The organism is Flexivirga endophytica, from assembly GCF_014640635.1.
Taxonomy (GTDB): domain Bacteria; phylum Actinomycetota; class Actinomycetes; order Actinomycetales; family Dermatophilaceae; genus Flexivirga; species Flexivirga endophytica.
In genome coordinates this window covers 112,862-133,350 of record NZ_BMHI01000007.1, presented here as the reverse complement: position 1 = coordinate 133,350, position 20,489 = coordinate 112,862, and the positions used below count along the sequence as shown (strand labels likewise).

Below are 20,489 nucleotides of genomic sequence, written 5' to 3'. Positions count from 1 at the left end.
TCAGCTCCTCGCGTGGTCGGGTCGATGGGCGGGTCGAGGTTGCAGCGGCAGCCGGCGAGCCCACAGGTAGATGCCCTGGATGCGGATCCGGGCGGTGGTGAGCTGAGCGGCCAATGGCAGTTGAGTTGCCAGAGCTAGGTGTTCGCGTCGGGTGGATGGCCGATGCCCGGACCAGCTCGTGACGAAGGGCGGCTGTCCGGGCCGGTGCAACGTGACGTGGACGTCGAAGCGGCCGTCCCGGGGCGGTGGCACCGTCAGCGTGTAACGGCCGCTCATGTCGTTGAAGGGCGACACGTAGAGCGTCTTGTCGACCTGTGCGACGCCGCGCTCGTCGGGATGAACGACGTAGGCGTGTCGCTCGCCATACGTGTTGCGCACTTCGGCGATGACCGCCACGACGTCACCGTGCGGTGAGGTGCACCAGTAGACGGTCAGCGGGTCGAAGGCATGGCCGAGCGACGCTGCGCCGGTCAGCACGGTGATGTCGCAGGCGGAGGTGTCTAGGCCCCGCGAGCGAGTGAAAGTCTCGATGTTGGTGCGCCACGATTCGGTGTCGCCCAGGTGATCGGCCGCCCGGAATCGCACGAACGGACGCTGCCACCAGGCGATTTCATGGTTCGGGTCGGACTGGCTGAGCGAGATCACCCACGAGCAGATGCGGTAGGTGAAGTCGTGTCGCACCGGTCCGGTCCGGATGTGTCGGATCGTGGCGAGGTATGGCGTGGCGTTCACCAGTGCCCTCCGAGCGCTTCGGCGGCCCGGAGCCCGGACAGTGCACCGTCCTCGTGGAACCCCCACCCGTGATAAGCCCCGGCGAAGGCGATGCGCTCGTCGTTCAACTGCGGCAGGCGTGTCTGAGCGGACACGAACTCCGTTGTGTAGAGCGGGTGCTCGTAGAGCATCTCGGCGAGCACGGTGCTCGGGTCGACACGATCGTCCCCGCCGAGGGTCACCAGCACGCGGCGGCCCGCCGGGGCAGGCAGCCGCATCAGGCGGGTGAGGTCGTAGGAGACCAGGACGCCTTCTTGGGCGGTCGCGGGCAAGCGGTAGTTCCAGGATGCACGTGCCGCGTGCGCGGTCGGCAGGATTGACGAATCCGTGTGCAACAACGCCGGATTGCGGGAGTAGTGCATTGCGCCGAGCACCTCGACCTGTGCGGTGGTCGGTGACTTCAGGATCTCCAGCGCAGTGGCCGGATGGGTCGCGACGACGACGCCGGTGAAGTCGGCCTCGTTCTCGTCGGTCAGCACCGCCACCCCGTCCGAGCGAGGCGCGACCGCGCGCACCGCGGTGTCGCAGGCGAGCGAGATCCGCGGATGCGCCAGGACCGCATCGACATACGTGCGGGACCCACCGGACACGGTGCGCCAGGTGGGTGATCCGGTGACCGTGAGCATCCCGTGGTGTTGCAGGAAGGTCAGCAGACTGCGCGCGGGGTAGGACAAGGCGTCCTTCGGGTCGCACGACCACACCGCAGCGATCACCGGGCGTGCGAAGTGCTCCAGGAAGATGTCGCTGAACCCTTGCGCAGCCAGCCAGTCACCGATCGGGACCAACGAGTAGTCATCGGGCGAGGCGAGCAGATCCGTTGCCGCACGGTGGAATCGGCGCACCTCCAGCAGCATCCGAAGGAATGCCGGTCGGCGTGCAGTGCGTGGATCGGCAAGCACACCACGCAGTCCCTGGCCACCGGCGTACTGCCAGCCGGTGCGCTCGGAGAAGACCGACATGCTCATGTCGGTCGGTTGCGTGCGGACGCCGAGCTCGTCGAAGAGCCGGCACAGCGTCGGGTACGTCCGCTCGTTGTGCACCAGGAAGCCACTGTCCACGGCGACGGACTCGCCGTTCAGCGTGATGTCGTGGGTGTGTGCATGGCCACCGGGACGGTTGTCCGCCTCGAACACCGTCACCCGGGCCGAGCGCGCCAGTACGTGGGCAGCAACGAGCCCGGAGACACCACTGCCGATGACTGCGAAGTGATCCGGCACCACATGACCTTTCGACGAGAACGTCTGTCAGTGGTGGTTCGGAGCCGCGACGTGGCCGGATGGGTCAGGTCATCGAGACCTGGGCGATCGGCTTGCTGGTCGGTTGTTTCGACCCTCCGGAGGGTTCGACCGTGACGGCCGCTGCCTTGGCGCCGGTGATGCTGCCCTGGAGCAGAGTCGCTTTGCCGGGGGCCAGGAAACCTGCGCTCACCGGACCGGAGCCGGTGATGATCCACGCCTGGTAGACCTTGCCCGCAGCCGCGTTCGGCACACCGCGCAGCGTGGCGACCGCCTTGCCCTGCTTCTCGGACGTGACCATCACCAGCGATCCGTCGCGAGCGGGCGCCGTCGCGTGCTGTGCGTCGGGCGCGTGTTCGACCCGCTCGACCGACGAGACCGGTGTCGGCTCGTGCTGCCAGGGTTTGGTCGCGACCGTGATGCCACCGCCGATCAGGACGACGGCGGCGGCGGCTGCTGACAACCACCGGCCGGGGTGGCGGGTGCGCCCGGAAGCCGATGGGGTGCGGTGCGCGGAGGTGCTCGCCGGCGCGCGCTCCTGTGCAGAGCGTGCAGCCTCGGCGAGCACCGCCTGGCGCAACGCGGGAGGTGGATCGACCGGTTCGACCGAGGACCCCAGTCCCGCGGTGACCTCCCGCCATTCGGCCACCTCGGCCTGGCACTGCTCGCAGCCGGCGAGGTGCTGATCGGCGCGTCGACGGCTCACGTCGTTCAGCGCGTCCATTGTGTAGTCGATCGGGTCGATGTGCTCGTCGCTCATGATTCACCTCCCAATGTCGAACGAAGCTTGAGGAGCCCGTCGCGGATCCGCGACTTGGCGGTGCCGAGCGGTATGCCGAGCCGGTCTGCGACCTCGACATGCGAAATGCCTTCGAAATAGGCGAGTTCGACGGCTTCGCGTTGTAGCGGCGAAAGACTCCCGATCGCAGTCCGAACGGTCTCGGCACGCAGCGTCCCGTCGACCTGCTCCGCCGTCGAGTCGTATGCCGGCTCTCCCTGCGTGGCGACGTAGGCCGTGTCGCGGTGGCGTGCGGCCTCACTGGACCGCACCCGGTCCACCGCTCTGCGGTGCGCGATGGTGAACAGCCACGACAGTGCGGACCCCCGCTGGGAGTCGAACCGTGGGCTGGTCCGCCAGACCTCGAGGAACACTTCCTGGGTGACCTCCTCGCTGATGCTCCGGTCGACCAGGATCCGGCAGATGAGACCGTGCACCCGCGCCGCAGTTGCGTCATACAGCTGGGCGAAGGCAGCGTCGTCGCCCTGGCCGACCTGCCGCAGCAGGTCGGCCAGCGCGGGTATGTCGCGGACGGCCACGTCGCCCATTGTTACCTGGGGACGGTCCGCGACAAGCATCGACATGGCCGTGACTCCGCACGAACGCGGTTACTTGCCCATCAGGACGGTGTCGACGATGTACACGGTGGCGTTCGCGGTCTGCACATTGCCGCATACGACGTTGGAGTTGCCGTCGACCGTGAACTTCTCCCCGGAGCCGGCGACCTTGATGGTTGTGCCGGCGAGCGACTTGTGGTCGCCGGCCAGCTGCTTGGGGCTCAGCCGACCCTTGACGACGTGTCCGGTCAGCAGGGTCGTCAGCTGCTTCTTGTCCGCCAGCACCGCATTCAGTTGGGACTTCGGCAGCTTCGCGAACGCCGAGTTGGCGGGCGCGAAGACAGTGAGTGCGGGCGCGCTGTTCAGTGTGTCGACCAGGCCCGCCTTCTTGACAGCCGTCACCAGCGTGGACAGGGCCGGGTTGTTGGAGGCGGCCGTGGCGACGGGGTCCTGCGCCATACCGTTGAACGAGCCCTTTCCGCTCTTGGGAACGGTCGAGCACGCCGGGCCGAAGGGCTTCGCCGCGTCGGCTGCGCCGCCCATGCTCGAGCCACTGTCGCTCGATGCCATCGACGACTTCATCGCGGACGAGCTCGCCATCGGGCTCTTCGCAGCGCCGCTGTCGCCGGAGCCACTGGAGCCGGACGAGCCGCAGGCGGTCAAGGAGGCGGCCAGCAGTGCCGTGGTGGCCAGCGAAAGGGTGATACGAGTCTTCATGGGAGTCAGCTCCTGTGAGCGGTGTTTGTGGTTGAGAACACTGGTGATTCGGTGCCGGCAGCAGATCGGATGGGTCGTCCGCGTTGCGACTTTCAGCGGACGACGAAGCTGCGTTCCTCGATGCCACTGGAGCCGCTGGGGAAGACGCCGGCCCGCTTGGCCGTCTGCACCTCGTGGTCGCCGTAGATGACACGGGCCCGGACGTTGTGGGTGCCCTTGTCCGTGCTGTTCCACGCGTAGAACCACTGCCGCCAGTAGTCGACGTTGACGTCGGGTCCCATCGTCGCGTCGTGCCATCGGCCGTCGTCGATGCTGACCTGCACCCGTACCACGCCGCGGCGCTGGGCCCAGGCCGTGCCGCCGATCAGGACGCGGCCGGACTGCACGGAGGCGAACGACCGTGGGACGTCGATGCGGGCGGTCGGTTTGATCTCGCCCTTCGTGGTCCAGCCGCGCTCGGTCCAGTACGCCTTCTTGTCGGCGTATGTCGTGACCGTCAACCGAGTCACCCACTTGGTGCAGCCGAGCATTCCGTAGAGACCCGGGGTGATCAGGCGTGCCGGGAAGCCGTGGGTGCGTGGCAATGGTGCGTCGTTCATCGCGATGGCGAGCATCGCACCGCGGTCGTCGGTGAGCGCGCCCAATGGCGTGCTGATGGTGAACCCGTTGAACGAGGTGCTGAGGACCTGGAGGTCGGGCCGATCGGGCTCCACGACGCGAGCCCGTGACAACAGGTCCTTGGTCAGCACGCCGCGCCAGGTCGCGCCACCGGCATACCCGCCGCCCACCTCGTTGCTCACGCACGTGATGGTGATGTTCCGCTCGACCAGTGGCTGGCGTAGCAGTTCCGAATAGTCGATCTCATAAGGGTTTTCGACATCACCGTCGATCTGGAGCGACCAGCGGGACGCATCGAGCGTCGGCACCGTCAGCTCGGTGTCGACCCGGTAGAACTTCGCGTTCGGGGTACGTAGTGGCGTCACTCCTTGCACGGAGCGATCGAGCCCGCGGGGGAGCGGCGCTGCCGGCTCGGCGGCTGTCGGGATCTGCACGTCGACGCCCGACCGTGAGTTGGTGAGGCGCCGTGCTCCGCCGAAACCCACCACCGCCGCAGTGGCCGTCACACCGGAGGCGACAACGAAATCACGTCGGCTGGCCCCCGAGGCGCCGAGGGCAACCGGCCCGCGACGGACCAGCCGCCGCACGGTCGGTTGGTGGTCCAGCCAGAGCAGGGCGAGCAGCACCAGCAGGGATGTGATCCCCGCGGCAACCGTCGGGATCAGGTCCGGGTAGCGGGCGAAGGGCCGGTCGAGCACCGCCCAGCCGGCGACGGCCAACATCGCGACCTGTATGGCGCCCCCGACGCCGACCCGGTGACGCGCCGCAAGGCCGGAGACGATCGCGACGACCAGGACGGCCACCGTGACCGACGACAGCAGCACCAGCTTGTCGTTGGTCCCGAACTGTCGAATCGCCCAGTCCTTCAACGGAGTCGGCGTGCGGTCGATGACCGCCGACCCGACGGCGAGCACCGGCGATGTGGCGGGATCGCGCAGCGCGGCGACCACCTGGCCGACGGCCAGTCCGGCTCCGACCGACAACAAGCCGGCGGTCGCAGCACGGACCCGGGAGAGAAGCGCATCTTTCATGCAGGTGGTTCGCCACGAGCGCCATACCGGATGGGTGCGTGTCAGATATCGCGCAGGTAGAACCGGAATGTCACCGGTGAGCCGTCCGGGTGCGCGTCGGTCGTCGAGAAGAACTGCCGAGTGAACCTCGGCAGTCGGTTTCGCCCAGTGGTCGCAGCGAGACCTCCGGCATCAGCTCAGGGTGGACTCGACCGCCGCGATGACCTGCGGGTCGTCCGGCGTGACCTGCGGGCTGAAGCGCTGCACGATGGTGCCGTCGGCGCCGACCACGAATTTCTCGAAGTTCCACTGGATGTCGCCGTCCTTGCCCTCCTGGTCGGCGGCCCGGGTGAGTTCCTGGTAGATCGGGTGCCGGCCGTCGCCGTTGACTTCGATCTTCTCGGTCATCGGGAAGGTCACGCCGTAGGTCGCGCTGCAGAACTCCTGGATCTCCTCAGCGGTGCCTGGCTCCTGCCCGGCGAACTGGTTGCACGGGAGGCCGATGACGGTGAATCCCTTTGCCTCGTAGTCCTTCTGAAGCGCTTCCAGGGCCGTGTACTGCGGGGTCAGCCCGCACTTGCTGGCCACGTTGACCAGCAGGGCGGGCCGACCCTGGGTGATGTCGGCGAGAGTGCCTTCGGTGCCGTCGAGTCGGGCGATGGTCGCGTCGAGAATCGTCATGGTGTCAATGTATGCCGACGACCTCGCGCTCCACGGGGGGAGTCGCATCCGGCACGTCCGGGGCCGCCTCGTGCCGGGCCGGCCGGATGAGCGCTCCCGCCACCAGACCGCCGACGACACCGAGGACACCAGCGACCAGTGCGGTGAGGCGCAGGCCCTCGACCGATGACAGCTGGATGAGATGCTCGGTCGTCGCGCGGGCGCTGGCCGGGACCTGGGCGAGCAGGAGGCGGGACTGTCCGCCGGCGACGGCATCACTCGCGGCCGACGCATTCGGGACGGTGTGTGCGGCCAGCACCGACGAGATGCGCGCCGCGTAAAGCGTTCCCAGCGCTGCGATCCCGAGCGCGAAGCCGAGCTGTCGAGCCGTGTTGACGGCGCCCGCCGCCATACCACCGCGCCGGACAGGAACGACGGACATCGCGGTGGAGCTCAGGGTCGGCGCTGCCAGGCCGACACCGATTCCACTGACGGTCAGTCCGGCGATCAGGGCCGTCCAGTCCGCGTCGGCACTGCTGAGCTGCAGCGCGACCAGCAAGCCACCGACACCGGTCAGGGCGATGCCGAGGCCGATGCCGATCCAGCTGCGGGCACCATGCATCGCTCGTCCGAGCGTCGCGCTCGTCACGAACGCCGCCACGGCCAGGGGCAGGGTGGCGAGTCCGGCCTCGACCGGCGACATGTCACGGACCGACTGCATCCAGATGGAGGCGTAGGTCAAGTAGGCGAACGCCGCTGCGGACAGGACGAATCCGGCGAGCAGCGACCCAGCGAAGACTCGGTTGCGCAGCAACCTCAGGTCGAGCATCGGGTGCTCGTTCCGCGTCTCCAGGAACAGGAAGGCGACCAACATCAATGCCGAGCCGGCGAACGCGATCAGCACCCCGGCATCGCCCCAGCCGTCCTCGTTCGCGCGGATCAGACCGTAGGTGAGCGCAGCGGCGAAAGCGGTGAACGTGACGATGCCGGCCGGGTCCAGCGGGGCCGGATGCCGCTTGTCGGCCCCCAGCACGACGAAGCAGAGCACGATCGCGGCGATCGCGAACGGCAGGTTGACGAAGAAGATCCACCGCCAGGAGAGGTGCTCGGTCAGCAGTCCACCAGCGATCGGTCCGATCCCCGCGGCCGCGCCGGACACCGCACCCCAGATGCCGTATGCCGTGCCCCGGTCCTTGCCGGCGTAGCTGCTGTTCAGCAGGGCGAAGGTGGTCGCGAACATCGCCGCCCCGCCGAGGCCCTGCACGCCACGAGCGGCGACCAAGACGGTGTCGTTGCCCGCGAATCCGCAAACGGCGGAAGCGATTGCGAAGAGCGCCAGGCCCACGGCATACGTCGAGCGGTGACCCAACCGGTCGGCGAGGGAGCCGATGCCCAGCAGGAACGCGGCGAGGACGAGGGCGTAGATGTCGACGACCCACTGCAGCGAGCTGAAGCTCGTGTGCAGATTGACGGCCATGTCGGGCAGTGCGACGTTGACGATCGTGACGTCGACCAGCAACATCAGCGTGCCGACGCAGATCGTGAGCAGCGGTAACCATTTGCGCATGAGCGGTCGCTCCTTCAGTGAGTGGTTCATCGAGATGACGGTCGAGCGGCCCGGAGATCGACACGGGCCGATGACAAAAATTCTGATCGTCGGCGGCAGGAAAGCGTTAGCCAGGAGCGTGTTGGCGTAGATTTCCACTATGACAATGCGTCTTCCATACGAAAACGCCACTCGTGACGCTCTCGACGTCAAAATCGTCCATTGCCTCCAGGTCGCGCCACGTGCTTCGTTCGCCGTCATCGGATCGGTGCTCGCGGTTTCGGAACAGACGGTCGCCCGCCGCTACCGCAGGCTGCTGTCCTCCGGAGCGGCGCGGGTCATCGGCTTCGTCGACGCGGAGCCGTTCGGGAGGCAGAACTGGATGCTGCACCTGTCCTGCCGCCCGGATTCTGCGCTCAACATCGGTCGGGCCGTTGCGGGCCGGCGCGACGTCCAGTGGGTGGCAGTGATGAGCGGTGGCACCCAGGTGGACTGTGTGCTGCGGCCACGAAGTATCGACGAACAGGACCAGTTGCTGCTGCGCCAGCTGCCGCGCACCGCGCAGATCACCGGCATCGAGGCGTCCAGCGTGCTGCACGTCTACCGCGGTTCCACCACCAAGGACTGGCGCCTCGGCCCGGACTTCCTGAGCGCGGAGGAGGAGCAGCGGCTCGTCGGTGGGACTCCCGCCCCGTCAGGCCGAAGTGTGGAGCTGACCGCATCCGACGAGCCGCTCGTGCAGGCGTTGATGGTGGATGGGAGGGCGACGTACGCCGATCTGCGGTCGGCGAGTGACGGCATGACGGAGGCGCAGGTGCGTCGTCGCGTCACTGAGCTGCGTGAGGCGGGCGCGCTCTATTTCGACGTCGACATCGACGAACGGCAGTTCGGTCTCGCACTCAGCGCCCAGCTCCACCTCACGGTTGCGCCCTCCCACTTGCACGCAGTGGGCGAGGCCGTCGGTGCGCATCCGGCGGTTCGCTTCTGTGGGGCCACCAGCGGCCCCACCAGCATCACCGCCAATGTCGCCGCGCCGGACACCGAGAGCATCTACCGTTTCGTGTCCGAGGAGGTCGGCCGTCTGGAGGGAGTGGCGCAGGTGCAGGTGGCACTGGTCAGCCGCATCCTCAAGCGCGCCGGCGCAGTGGTCGAGCGGGATCGTGGCGGTAGTTAGCCGAGGGTCCCTCCGGTGGCCGGTCAGACCGCCGTGCCGACGAGCGTGCCCACGCCATACGTGATGGCCATGGCGAGCATGCCGCCGAGGACGTTGCGCAGCACTGCCGGTCGCGTCGGTGCCTCGCCCAGCCGCGCGCTCACGGCACCGGTGACCACGAGGGCGACCGCCACGGCCACGAAGCAGATCGGCACCCGAAGGCCCGGAGCCGGCAGGAGTATGGCGATCAACGGGATCAGCGCACCCACGGTGAAGGCCACGAACGACGCACCGGCGGCGTGCCAGGGGTTTGTCAGGTCGTCCGGGTCGATCCCCAGCTCCGCCTCGGCGTGTGCCTCGAGGGCGTTGTGCTCGGTCAGCTCGTGGGCGACCTGGGCCGCGAGCTCCCTGCGGAGCCCTTTGGACTGGTAGATCTGGGTCAGCTCCTCGAGCTCCTCCTCGGGCAGCTCACGCAGCTCCTGCTTCTCCTTGCGCAGCATCGCGCGCTCGCTGTCGAGCTGCGTGCTGACGGAGACGTATTCGCCTGCGGCCATTGACAATGCGCCGGCCACCAGGCCGGCAATCCCGGCGATCGCGATGTTGTTGCGGTCGGTAGTCGCACCGGCGACACCGGCGACGATGCCTGCGACGCTGACGATGCCGTCATTGGCTCCGAGGACACCCGCGCGCAACCAGTTGAGCCGGCTGCTGAGCGCCTCGTCCTGCAGCTCGCCCTCGTGCGGCTCCACGGAAGCGGTCACGAACTCACTCGCGCGCCGGTCTGTCCGGCCGCCTCGGCGATCCGGTGCGCCAGCTCGATGTCGAGCTGGGTGATGCCGCCCTCACTGTGGGTGGACAGCGTCCAGCGGATCGTCGTATACGAGATCTCGATGTCGGGGTGGTGGTTCATGTCGTCGGCGTCGGCCGCGACCAGCCGCACGAACTCGATGCCGTCGGCGAAGGACGTCGCTTTGTATTCGGACCGGATGGCATCGCCGTCGCGTGACCAGCCGTCCAACGCGGTCAACTGCCGCGTGACTTCTTCTTCGGTGAGCAGTCTGGACATTCTTCGAGACTGCCTTGTTCGGCGCGCGTTGTCCACGCAGGAAAGCCTGCGATAACTCAGCCGTTGAGGTGCGCGAGCACGGCGAGTACCCGGCGATTGTCGTCGCTGGACACCGGTAGGTCGAGCTTGGCGAAGATCGCGTTGGTGTGTTTGCTGATCGCCTTCTCGGTGACGAAGAGCGCGGCCGCGATCGCGGCGTTGGAACGCCCCTCGGCCATCAGGCCGAGGACCTCCCGCTCGCGATCGGTGAGCCGGTCGGTCTTGCTGCCGCGTGGATGCCGCGCGATCAGCTCCCGCACCACCGACGGGTCCAGCACGGTGCCGCCACCCGCAACCTGTTTCACCGCCTCGATGAATGCGCCGACGTCGGACACCCGGTCCTTCAGGAGGTAACCGACACCACCGTCACCGTCTTCGAGAAGCTCTCGGGCGTAAAGGCTTTCGACATACTGGGACAGCACCAGCACGGGTAGTCCGGGTTGCTCCTTGCGTGCCTCGATTGCGACCCGCAGTCCCTCGTCGGTGAGCGTCGGTGGCATGCGGACGTCGACGACGGCGATGTCGGGGGAGTGCTCGCGCAACGCCTTCATCAGGCTTGGGGCGTTGTCGGCGGTGGCGACGACCTCGATGTGGTGCGCGGTCAGAATGCGCTGCAGACCGTCGCGCAACAGCGCGTGGTCCTCCCCGATCACTGCGCGCACGGCACCTCCATGGTCACGATGGTCGGGCCGCCGCGCGGACTCGACACCTGCATCGTGCCGTCGAACACCGCGAGTCTGCCCGCTACTCCTTGCAGTCCGCTGCCGTGCAGGTCGGCACCGCCGGTGCCGTTGTCGCCGACAACGATGTGGATGACCGCTTCGTCCGCAACGATACTGACCCAGCCGGTCGAGGCACCGGAGTGCTTGCCGATGTTCGCCAGGCACTCGGCCACCCCGAAATAGACGGCCGACTCCAACGGCGGCGGCAACTGCGGCGGCCGCAGATCGAGTTCGAATTCGATCGGCATACCGACCGCCACAGCCCGGATGGCGTCCGCCAGGCCACGATCGGCCAGCACCGGCGGGTGTATGCCGCGCACCACGGACCGGATGTCCTGGAGCGCGACCCCGGAATTGTCGCGCGCTTCCAGCAGCAACTGGCGTGCGGCGGCCGGGTCGTTCTCGATGAGCTCGGCGGCGAGGCCGAGGTTCATTCCCAGCGCCACCAGCCGCGCCTGAGCGCCGTCGTGCAGGTCGCGCTCGACCCGGCGCAGCTCGGCGGCCGCTGCGTCCGCTCCTTGCGCACGAGACACGGTGACCTGCTCGACCCGGCGGGCAAGCACCTCCCGGCGGGACAGGCCCAGCAGGTAGGCGTCCAGCCCGAAGCGCCAGCGGCCGATCGGCTTGGCGGTGGCCCACCACAGCAGAGCTCCCACGAGGAACCCGCTGGCCGAAACCGCCACAGCGCCAGCGGTGCTCGTGACACGCAGGGAGTCGCCATACGGTGTGTCGAAGATGTCCGGCAGGCCCTTCCAGAGCCCGAACCACACGATCGACCAGATGGGATAGAGGAAGAGCGCGATGCTCAGCACGGACAGTGTGAAGCCCAGCGTCACCGAACACAGCTCCCACAGGACGTCCCGCCACCGCGCCGGGTCACCGGCCCACCGCTGGATCCGGGTGAGGAGTCCGAGGCCGGCCGTGTCGCGGTAGTCCTGCAGGACCGGCTCGCGCAGCACGACCTTGGCCAGGCCGCGCTGGCCGGTGGCCAGCAGCCGGGTGGTGGGCACCGCGATGAGCAGCAGCAGGATGCCGACCCCCAGGGGCGAGGTGGCGGTGCCGACGATGATCAGGACGAACATCGCCAGTGTCGGGACGCTCAGCAGGATGGCGACGAAGTGGGCCAGCATGATCTGCGGGCGGTCGGCGGTTGATTGCACGCTCCCATCCTGACGTGTCGCGCGCCCGGGCGCAGGTGGCCCAGTCCCACTTCCACTGGTGGTGCTAGCCCTACCCCAACTGTGGTGCTGACGTCACTGACTTCGTCTCTTGATCCGACGAGTGTTGACCACGGCCGGGATCCGCCCGGCCAGCTGCTCATCGAAGAAGGGGGACCTCCGCCGTGAAGAAGGCCGGGTTCACACTCAGAATCGCTCGCTGGAGCGTGCGCCGTCCATGGCGTGCTGTCGGCACCTGGCTGCTGCTGGTGATCGCGGCCGTCGCTTGTGGTGCTGCCGTCTCCATGCACACCACGACCGAGGCCGACTATCGCGTCGGCCAGTCCGGGACCGCGGCCGCTCAGATCGAGCGCGCCGGGCTGGACGCGCCGGACACCGAGTTCGTCGTGCTGTCCCGCACCTCCGGAGCCGCCGTCGGATCCGACGTGCGCGCCACGGCGGACCGTATCGCCAGCACGATTCGCACGGACAGTCACGTGCAGCAGGTAGGCAAGCCGGCGACGTCACCGGACAAGAAGTTGATGATCGTCCCGATCACGATGAAATCCGTTGCGGACGACAAGGATCCGGACATCAGCGCCATCACGCGCACCGTCGATGACGCCCAACCGCGGGCGCCCGGAATGCACATCGTGCAGACCGGTGACACCTCGATGAACGAGGCGATCAACACCCGCGTCGGCGACGACCTCGGGTCCGCCGAGTCCAAGAGCCTGCCCATCACGATCGTGCTCATGCTCATCGTCTTCGCCGCGCTCATCGCGGCCGGCATACCGGTGCTGCTCGCGATCGCCAGTGTCTTCGCGACCATGGGCCTGATGGGCCCGGTGTCGCTCCTGCTGCCGATGGAGGACTCCGTCACCAGCGTCATCCTGTTGATCGGTATGGCGGTCGGTGTCGACTACTCGCTGTTCTACCTCAAGCGTGAACGCCAGGAACGGCAACGCGGTGCGAGTTCGGCGGACGCCGTCGAGATCGCCGCCGAGACCTCCGGGCACTCGATCGTCGTGTCGGGCATCGCCGTGATCGTCAGCATGGGCGGCCTGTATGCCGTCGGCGATGTCACCTTCGCGTCCATCGCCACCGGATCACTCGTCGTGGTCGCGTTCGCGGTCTTCGGCTCCCTGACGGTGCTGCCGGCTCTGCTGTCCCTGCTCGGCCCGAAGGTGGACCGTCCGCGGATCCCATTGCTGTGGCGGCTGTCCCGTCGCATGCAGCCCGGCTCGGTCAGCAAGCGCCTGCTCGGTCCGGTCCTGCGTCGCCCGGTGGCTGCGCTGATCACCGGCCTGGTGATCCTGGGCGCGCTCGCCATACCGGCACTCGGCATGAAGCAGCAGACCGCCAGCCTGGACTCGCTCCCGCGGGACATTCCCGCGGTCCGGGCGATGCAGCAGATCGGTGGGGCGTTCCCCGGCGACGGGCCGACGGCCGAAGTGGTGCTGCAGGGCGACAACGCGCAGACGTTGCGACATGACGCGAAGATCGTTGCGAACAATGCGGTTTCGACCGGTGACTGGAAGAAGGTCGCCGACCCGGTGCGCGTCTCCACAGACGGTCGCACCGCGGTTCTCACGCTGGGCAGCAAGGCCCCGGAAGGATCGTTCGCGTCCGGTGACGCGGTTCACGCGCTGCGCGACACGGTGATCCCACAGGCGGTGGCGTCGTCCGGCACGAAGTGGGCCGTCGGCGGCGGTGTCGCCGCCAGCTATGACCAGATGGAGCACCAGTCATCCGGTCTGCCGAAGGTGCTCATCGTCGTTCTCGGCCTGACCCTGGTGATGATGCTGGTGACGTTCCGCAGCATCGTGGTCGCACTGCTCACGATGGCGCTCAACCTGTTGTCCGTCGGTGCCGCGTTCGGTGTCCTGACAGCGGTCTTCCAGCACAGCTGGGCGGAGTCGCTGCTGAACTTCCACTCCACCGGTGGCCTGATCTCGTGGATCCCGATCTTCCTGTTCGCAGTGCTGGTCGGACTGTCGATGGACTACCACGTCTTCGTGCTCAGCCGGATCAAGGAGAAGATCGACGCCGGGCTGCCGCCGAAGCTGGCGGTGCGCGAGGGTGTGCAGGAGACCGCCGGTGTGGTCACCAGCGCCGCAGTGGTGATGATCTCGGTATTCGCCCTCTTCGCGACGCTGTCCATGGTCGAGATGAAGGAGATCGGCGTCGGTCTGTCCATCGCGATCCTGTTGGATGCCACCGTTGTTCGGCTGGTGCTGCTGCCGTCGGCGCTCGCGTTACTGGGCCGGTGGGCGTGGTGGCCGTCGCGTGGCGGCAGGGGCGGGGCGGCTCGTCGTCCGGTCGACCCTGCGCCATACACGGTGCGTGAGCCGGTCGGTATGGGCTGACTCACCAGGCAAGCGAAGAGCCGCCGAGTGGGCCCGCGGGGGGACCGGCTCGGCGGCTCTTGCGTCGTGCGTCAGGGCGCGGAGATCGGCCCGCCCGGGTTCTCCTGGGTGTTGACGGTCGGCGAATCGGACAACGAGCTGGGATCGACGGCGGTCGCACTCACCTCGTGCCGCTCGATCTCGCCGGAGTGGATCTGCTCCGCGTAATGGCAGGCCACGCGGTGCGACGTCGGAACGCCGTCGATCTGCACGACCCGCAGCTGCGGGCGTTCGGTGTCGCACCGCTCCTCCTGCCGCCACGGGCAGCGGGTGTGGAAGCGGCAACCGCTCGGCGGATTGGCCGGCGAAGGCAGGTCCCCGGCCAGGATGATCTGCTCCCGCTGGTCCTCGATCAGCGGGTCGGGGATCGGGACCGCGGACATCAGGGCACGCGTGTAGGGGTGCAACGGCGTGGCGTAGAGGCCGTCGGAGTCGGCTTCCTCGACCAGTGAACCGAGGTACATGACGCCCACCCGGTCGCTGATGTGCCGGACCACCGCGAGGTCATGCGCGATCACCAGGTAGGTCAGGCCGAACTGTTCCTGCACGTCCTGCAGCAGGTTGATGACCTGGGCCTGCACCGACACGTCGAGCGCGCTCACCGGCTCGTCGGCCACGATCAGCTCCGGGTCGACCGACAACGCACGCGCGATGCCGATGCGCTGACGCTGACCGCCGGAGAACTCGTGCGGATACTTGCGCAGCGCGGCCACCGGCAGGCCGACCGCCGTGAGCAGCTCACGCAACCGGGCGTCCGCCGCCTTCGCGTCCTTGGTCAACCCGTGTGCGCGCATGCCCTCCAAGAGCAGCGACTCGACCGTCTGGCGCGGGTCGAGGCTGGACAGCGGGTCCTGGAAGACCATCTGCATGTGTCGTCGCAGGGTGCGCAGTGCCTCACCCTTCAGCGGCGACAGGTCGGTGCCGGCGAAGGTGACCGTGCCGTTCGTCGGCTCTTCCAGGCGCAGCAGCGCACGACCGAATGTCGATTTGCCGCAACCAGATTCGCCCACCAGGCCATACGTCTCGCCACGGCGGATCTGCAGCGTCATACCGTCGACCGCGAAGACGTGCCCGACGGTCTTGTCGAAGAACACTCCGCGTTTGATCGGGAAGTGCACCTTGACGTCCTGGGCATCGAGCAGCACCTCGTGCTCGGCCGCCGTGTCCTTCTTGTCCAGCATGGACGTTGTCTCGCTCATGCTTCTCCTCCTGTCGGCCAGGGGTTGTGACACCGCAGCAAGTGATCCTCGATCGCCACCGAGTCCTGCTCCAGTGACGGTGTCTCGGCACGGCATACATCGATGGCGCGCGAGCACCGCGGTGCGAAGGCACAGCCCGAGGTCCACGGGATGTTGTCCGCGACCGAGCCGGGTATGGCGGCCAGCTGTTCGTTCCGTGCGCCGTCGAGACGCGGGATCGAGCCGAGCAGGCCATTGGTGTAGGGGTGCCGCGGACTGGCGAAAAGCTCGTGCCGGGGCGCGGTTTCGACGATCCGACCGCCATACAGGACGTTGACCTCGTCGCACAGTCCGGCGACGACACCGAGGTCGTGCGTGATCATGATCAACGCGGTGCCCGAGTCGACGACCAGTTCCTTGAGCAGGTTGAGGATTTGCGCCTGGATGGTGACGTCGAGCGCGGTCGTGGGCTCGTCGGCGATCAGCAGCCGCGGCTTGCAGGCCAACGCCATCGCGATCAGCGCGCGCTGGCGCATCCCGCCGGACAGTTGATGCGGATACTCCTTCAACCGGCGGGACGGGTCGGGGATGCCGACCTTGTCCAGCAGGTCGCGCGACTCCGCCATCGCCGCCGACTTCTTCATCCCGCGGTGCCGTTGCAGCACTTCGGCGACCTGCACACCGATCGAGACGACCGGGTTCAGCGATGACAACGGGTCCTGGAAGATCATCGCCACGTCGCGACCCCGTCGGTCCCGCATCTCGCGGTCGTCCAGGGTCAGCAGGTCGGTGCCGTCGAAGGTGGCCGAGCCGGCCACCTTGTTGCCTCGCTTGGGCAGCAGACCCATGATCGCCAGAGACGTCACGGACTTGCCGCAACCCGACTCGCCGACCAGGCCGACCGTCTGGCCGGGGCGGACGTCGAAGGAGACCCCGTCGACGGCACGGAACGGTGTCTGTCCCTTGGTGCCGAACTCGACGGTCAGGTCGCGCACCGACAGCAACGTGTCGGTAGTGGCTGGGGCTGGGCTCGGGGCGGTCATGCCCGTCACCTCCTGTTCCGGGGATCGAGGGCTTCGCGCAGGGACTCGCCCATCAGGGTGAAGCCAAAGGCGACCACGACGATGCAGCCGGCCGGCCAGAAGGCGATGTGCGGCGCGATGTCGAAGAGGTCCTGCGCCCGGCCGAGCATCTGGCCCCACTCGGGGGAGGAGTCGTCGGGGTTGCCCAGGCCGAGGAAGCTCAGGGACGCCGCCTCGATGATCGAGACCGCGAGCACCAGCGTCGCCTGCACCAGCACCGGGCCGAGGGAGTTCGGCAGCATGTGCCGGAACGTGATCGGCCCGCGCTTGACGCCGAGCGCCCGCGCGGCGAGCACGTGATCGCTCGAACGCTGACTGAGCATCGAACCGCGCAACAGCCGGGCGAAGATCGGGATCTGCACCACGGAGATCGCGATGATCAGCGTCCACTGCGACGGCTGCCCGAAGAGGGTGGCAACCGCCAGCGCCAGCAGCAGCGACGGCAAGGAGAGCATCACATCGACGATGCGCATGACCACGGTGTCGACCCGGCCGCCGAACGAACCGGCGAGCGTGCCGAGCACGAGGCCACCGGCCAGGCCGGCGAGGGTCGCGAGGACACCGACGATCAGCGTCTGCCGCGATCCGAGGATCAGCCGGGACAGCAGGTCGCGGCCCTGGTTGTCGCCGCCGAGCGGATAGCCGGACTGCGGGTTCGGGATCGGGTGGTTGGTCGTGACTTGACCGATCAGCGGATTCGCGGTGCCGCTGTGCGGCGCGATGAGCGGGGCGAAGATCGCCAGTAGCACGAACAGCGCCGTGATGGTCGCCCCGACCAGAAAGACCGGGTTGCGGCGCAACCGCAGCCAGGCACTGCCGATCAGGCTGAGGCCGCCGGACTCGCTGACGTGCCCGGCATCGGGTATGTCGCCGGCCGTTCCCGCTGTGGCGGCGAGCGCGTCGATCCGGTCCTTCTTGCGTTGCATGGGACTCATCGGATTCACCTCGTCCGGATCCGGGGATCGATGATCGCGTACGCGACGTCGACGAGCAGGTTGACCAGGATGTAGCCGAGCGCCGCCGCCAGGATCAGCACTTGGAGCACGGCGTAGTCGCGTTGCCGGAAGGCCTGCGCGAGGGCGTCACCCAAACCCGGATAGCCGAAGACCGTCTCGGTGAGCACCGCACCGGTGAGCAGCGCTCCGACCTGGAGGCCGATGGTCGTCACCACCGGCAGCAGCGCGTTGTGCAGCACGTGCCGGCCACGGATGATCCGCTCGGACAGCCCCTTGGACTCGGCGGTGCGGACGTAGTCCTCGTTCAGGACCTCCAACACCGATGCGCGAGTGATCCGGAAGATCACCGCGAACGGGACCGAGGCAAGCGTGATGGCCGGCAGGATCAGGTGTTTCAGGGCGTCCCACGCGGCGTCGTACTCACGGGTGAGCAGGCCGTCGAGGACGTAGAAGTTGGTGATGCGGGTCGCGTCGAGGTCTGGGTTCTGGCGACCGGCCGGCGGCAACATGTGCCACTCGATCGAGAAGAAGTACTTCAACACGAAGCCGAGGAAGAAGACCGGGACAGCGACGCCGACCAGCGACAGGACGACCGATCCGGTGTCCAGGAAGCCACCGTGCCGCTTGGCGGCGAAGTAGCCCAGCGGGATCGCGGTGATCACCGCGAGGATCAGCGCGAGGACGGACAGCTCGACGGTCGCGGGCAGGCGCTGGAAGAACAGGTCGAGCGCGTCGGTGCCGGTCTGCACCTGCGTCGAGGTGCCGAAGTTGCCGTGTATGGCGTTGTTCAGGAAGTGCAGGTACTGCACGGGTATCGACTGGTCGAGACCCAGCGTCTTGCGCAGCGCGGCGCGGGTCTCCGGGGTGGCGCGTTCGCCGAGGATCGCGTCGATGGGGCCGCCGGGGAGCTTGCGCAGCCAGGTGAAGAGGAGGAGGGAGACGATGAACAGGACGAGCACGGCCTGTAACAGTCGCCGCACGATGAATCTGAGCACGAGGGGAGGCTCCTACGAAGAAGTTGATGCAGCACAGGCGCCCGAGAACAAGCCTCGTACGCCTGTGACCGGCGCCGCGGACGAACCACGGCGCCGGTCACCGAGCCGAGGACTTACTTGCTGACCTTGGCGGTCCACAGGTGCTCGTCGGTCAACGGACTCGGTGTGACTCCGGTGACCTTCTTGCTGAAGACGATCGCGGGCGGCGAGCTCGAGATCGGCAGGCCCGGGAGGTAGTCCTCCATGATCTGCTTGTTCAGCTTCTCGTATGCCGTGGCGCGCTGGGCCTCGTCGACGACCGAGTCGTCGTCGGACAGCGCCTTGTGCAACTTGTCGCCCCACGGGTAGGCGCCGACCGTCATCTGGCCCTTCGGGTCGGAGAAGAAGTTGCCCAGGAAGTTGTCCGGTGTGTTGTAGTCACCGGTCCAACCCATCAGGTATGCCGCGGCGTTGCCGTTCTGCGTGCCGGTGACGTAACCGCCGGCCCAGGGCAACGGCTTCGGGGTGACCTTGACCCCGACGGCCTGCCAGTCCTTCTTGATCGCGTTGAAGATCTTGTCCGGTGCCGGCATGTACGGCCGGGTGACCTCGGTGGGGTACCAGAGGGTGATCTTCAGGTTGCTCTTGCCGGCCGCCTTGAGCAGCGACTTGGCCTTCTTGGGGTCGTACTTGTAGGGCTTGAGCGACTTGTTGTAGCCGGCGACGGTGTTGGGGATGAACTGCGTGGCGACCGTGGCGCCGTCCGGCAACTGCGACTTCACCAGCTGGTCGCGGTTGATGGCGTAGTAGAGCGCCTGACGGACGCGCAGGTCCTTCAGGTCCGGGTCGACCTTGGCGTTGAGGCCGAGGTAGAGGATGTTGAAGGCCGGGCGGATCTCGAGGTTGTCGTCCTTCTTCAGCGTCGGCCAGTCGACCGGGTTGGGCAGGTCGTAACCGTCGATCTGACCGGACGCCAGTGCCTGCTTACGGGCGGTCTCGTCGGGGATGATCGAGAAGACGACCTTCTTGACGGTCGCCTTGTCGTCGCCGGCGTAGTCGTCGTTGCGCACGAGGGTGACCGTCTTGTTGGTCTTGTCGTACTTCTGGAACTTCATCGGGCCGGTGCCCGTCGGGTGGGCGTTGGCGTAGTCGGAGTAGACGAAGCCCTGGCCCTGGGCCTTGATGTTGTTGGCCTTGTACTTGTCCATCGCGGTCGGGGACTGCATCGAGAACGACGGCAGGCCGAGCAACGCGGGGAACTTCGAGGTGGGCCGGGAGATCTTGATCTGGACGGTGGCGGCGTCCTTGGCGGTGCAGCCCTGGTAGAGCTCATCCTTGGCCCCGTTGTAACCGCCCATGTTGGCCAGCCAGTACTCCGAAGCGGTCTGGCCTGCCTTGTTCTGGCTGTCCATCCGCTTGAAGTTCTTGCAGACGGCCTCGGCGTTGAACGGGGTGCCGTCGGTGAACTTCACGCCGGTCTTCAGCTTGAACGTCCAGGTCTTGCCGTCCGCGGACGGCTTCCAGCTGGTGGCCAGGCGCGGGGCGACCTCGGCGGTGCCGGGCTTGAAACCGACCAGGCCTTGGAAGATCTGCCGGCTGACGCGGAACGTCTCGCCGTCGCTGGCGTAGAAGGGGTCGAAGGTGGCGGGGGCGCCGGCGGCCCCGAAGTTCAGCGTCGCGCTGGTGTTGGCGGCATTGCCGGACTTCTTGGCGCCTTCGTCGCGCTTGGAGCTGGCGCACGAGCTGAGCGCCAGGGTGGAGGCGGCCAGCAGCGCGATAGCGGCCGTGGTCTTGGTGGCGGTCATAGTGGTGGACCTTCCGCGGGTAAAAAAGGGGTCTCGCGAACGTTACTAAGTCCATGG

19 protein-coding genes are annotated in these 20,489 nt (G+C 67.5%); 2 read left to right on the top strand and 17 right to left on the bottom strand.

All coding sequences use genetic code 11. The features are described from left to right. From IEX71_RS20390 to IEX71_RS20355, 8 genes are all read right to left on the bottom strand, one after another. Complete coding sequence (locus IEX71_RS20390; protein ID WP_188838918.1) at window positions 1–732, bottom strand: DUF1365 domain-containing protein; 732 nt, start codon at window positions 730–732, stop codon at window positions 1–3. Continuing rightward, window positions 729–1,988, bottom strand: a complete 1,260-nt coding sequence (locus IEX71_RS20385; protein WP_229749912.1) for an NAD(P)/FAD-dependent oxidoreductase — start codon at window positions 1,986–1,988, stop codon at window positions 729–731. Before IEX71_RS20385 ends, IEX71_RS20390 begins: the two co-directional genes overlap by 4 nt. A 64-nt stretch (window positions 1,989–2,052) precedes the next feature. After that, entirely contained in the window at window positions 2,053–2,766 is a 714-nt protein-coding gene (locus IEX71_RS20380; RefSeq protein ID WP_188838916.1) for an anti-sigma factor, read from the bottom strand. Next, entirely contained in the window at window positions 2,763–3,368 is a 606-nt protein-coding gene (sigK, locus tag IEX71_RS20375) for an ECF RNA polymerase sigma factor SigK (protein WP_308420999.1), read from the bottom strand. The genes IEX71_RS20380 and sigK overlap by 4 nt, the downstream gene beginning before the upstream one ends. A gap of 24 nt (window positions 3,369–3,392) precedes the next feature. Continuing rightward, window positions 3,393–4,058, bottom strand: coding sequence for a fasciclin domain-containing protein (locus tag IEX71_RS20370; RefSeq protein ID WP_188838915.1), 666 nt, complete (start codon window positions 4,056–4,058; stop codon window positions 3,393–3,395). Between the two features lie 92 nt (window positions 4,059–4,150). Then, a complete protein-coding gene (locus IEX71_RS20365) occupies window positions 4,151–5,707 on the bottom strand; it encodes a molybdopterin-dependent oxidoreductase (RefSeq protein WP_188838914.1) in 1,557 nt (518 codons plus the stop codon). A gap of 171 nt (window positions 5,708–5,878) precedes the next feature. Then, the gene (locus tag IEX71_RS20360; protein WP_188838913.1) at window positions 5,879–6,367 is read right to left on the bottom strand and encodes a glutathione peroxidase; all 489 of its coding nucleotides are present in this window, start codon (window positions 6,365–6,367) and stop codon (window positions 5,879–5,881) included. 4 nt (window positions 6,368–6,371) lie between these two features. Further along, window positions 6,372–7,943, bottom strand: coding sequence for an MFS transporter (locus IEX71_RS20355; protein WP_229749911.1), 1,572 nt, complete (start codon window positions 7,941–7,943; stop codon window positions 6,372–6,374). A gap of 109 nt (window positions 7,944–8,052) precedes the next feature. On the opposite strand from IEX71_RS20355, the gene IEX71_RS20350 reads away from it, so the two are divergent. Beyond that, window positions 8,053–9,066: an Lrp/AsnC family transcriptional regulator gene (locus IEX71_RS20350; RefSeq protein WP_188838912.1), complete on the top strand. Its 1,014-nt coding sequence runs from the start codon at window positions 8,053–8,055 to the stop codon at window positions 9,064–9,066. 23 nt (window positions 9,067–9,089) lie between these two features. On the opposite strand, the gene IEX71_RS20345 is transcribed toward IEX71_RS20350, so the two are convergent. From IEX71_RS20345 to IEX71_RS20330, 4 genes are read right to left on the bottom strand one after another with little or no spacing between them, the layout of a single operon-like run. After that, on the bottom strand, window positions 9,090–9,806 hold the full coding sequence (locus IEX71_RS20345; RefSeq protein ID WP_188838911.1) for a VIT1/CCC1 transporter family protein: 717 nt from the start codon (window positions 9,804–9,806) through the stop codon (window positions 9,090–9,092). Continuing rightward, on the bottom strand, window positions 9,803–10,111 hold the full coding sequence (locus IEX71_RS20340; RefSeq protein ID WP_188838910.1) for a 4a-hydroxytetrahydrobiopterin dehydratase: 309 nt from the start codon (window positions 10,109–10,111) through the stop codon (window positions 9,803–9,805). Before IEX71_RS20340 ends, IEX71_RS20345 begins: the two co-directional genes overlap by 4 nt. Window positions 10,112–10,167: 56 nt before the next feature. Then, on the bottom strand, window positions 10,168–10,812 hold the full coding sequence (locus tag IEX71_RS20335) for a response regulator transcription factor (RefSeq protein WP_188838909.1): 645 nt from the start codon (window positions 10,810–10,812) through the stop codon (window positions 10,168–10,170). Further along, on the bottom strand, window positions 10,800–12,032 hold the full coding sequence (locus IEX71_RS20330; RefSeq protein ID WP_188838908.1) for a sensor histidine kinase: 1,233 nt from the start codon (window positions 12,030–12,032) through the stop codon (window positions 10,800–10,802). The genes IEX71_RS20335 and IEX71_RS20330 overlap by 13 nt, the downstream gene beginning before the upstream one ends. 224 nt (window positions 12,033–12,256) lie before the next feature. Here IEX71_RS20330 and IEX71_RS20325 point away from each other — a divergent pair, with 224 nt between their 5' ends. After that, complete coding sequence (locus tag IEX71_RS20325; protein ID WP_229749910.1) at window positions 12,257–14,398, top strand: MMPL family transporter; 2,142 nt, start codon at window positions 12,257–12,259, stop codon at window positions 14,396–14,398. Between the two features lie 71 nt (window positions 14,399–14,469). Here the strand turns inward: IEX71_RS20325 and IEX71_RS20320 are convergent, their stop codons facing one another. The 5 genes from IEX71_RS20320 to IEX71_RS20300 form a co-directional block, all read right to left on the bottom strand. Continuing rightward, on the bottom strand, window positions 14,470–15,636 hold the full coding sequence (locus IEX71_RS20320) for an ABC transporter ATP-binding protein (RefSeq protein ID WP_229749909.1): 1,167 nt from the start codon (window positions 15,634–15,636) through the stop codon (window positions 14,470–14,472). Then, window positions 15,633–16,658, bottom strand: a complete 1,026-nt coding sequence (locus IEX71_RS20315; RefSeq protein ID WP_188838906.1) for an ABC transporter ATP-binding protein — start codon at window positions 16,656–16,658, stop codon at window positions 15,633–15,635. Before IEX71_RS20315 ends, IEX71_RS20320 begins: the two co-directional genes overlap by 4 nt. A gap of 5 nt (window positions 16,659–16,663) precedes the next feature. After that, window positions 16,664–17,623, bottom strand: a complete 960-nt coding sequence (locus tag IEX71_RS20310) for an ABC transporter permease (RefSeq protein WP_188839040.1) — start codon at window positions 17,621–17,623, stop codon at window positions 16,664–16,666. A 14-nt stretch (window positions 17,624–17,637) separates the two neighbouring features. Further along, entirely contained in the window at window positions 17,638–18,648 is a 1,011-nt protein-coding gene (locus IEX71_RS20305) for an ABC transporter permease (RefSeq protein WP_188838905.1), read from the bottom strand. Window positions 18,649–18,761: 113 nt separating this feature from the next. Further along, window positions 18,762–20,432: an ABC transporter substrate-binding protein gene (locus IEX71_RS20300; RefSeq protein WP_188838904.1), complete on the bottom strand. Its 1,671-nt coding sequence runs from the start codon at window positions 20,430–20,432 to the stop codon at window positions 18,762–18,764. Window positions 20,433–20,489: the final 57 nt, after the last annotated feature.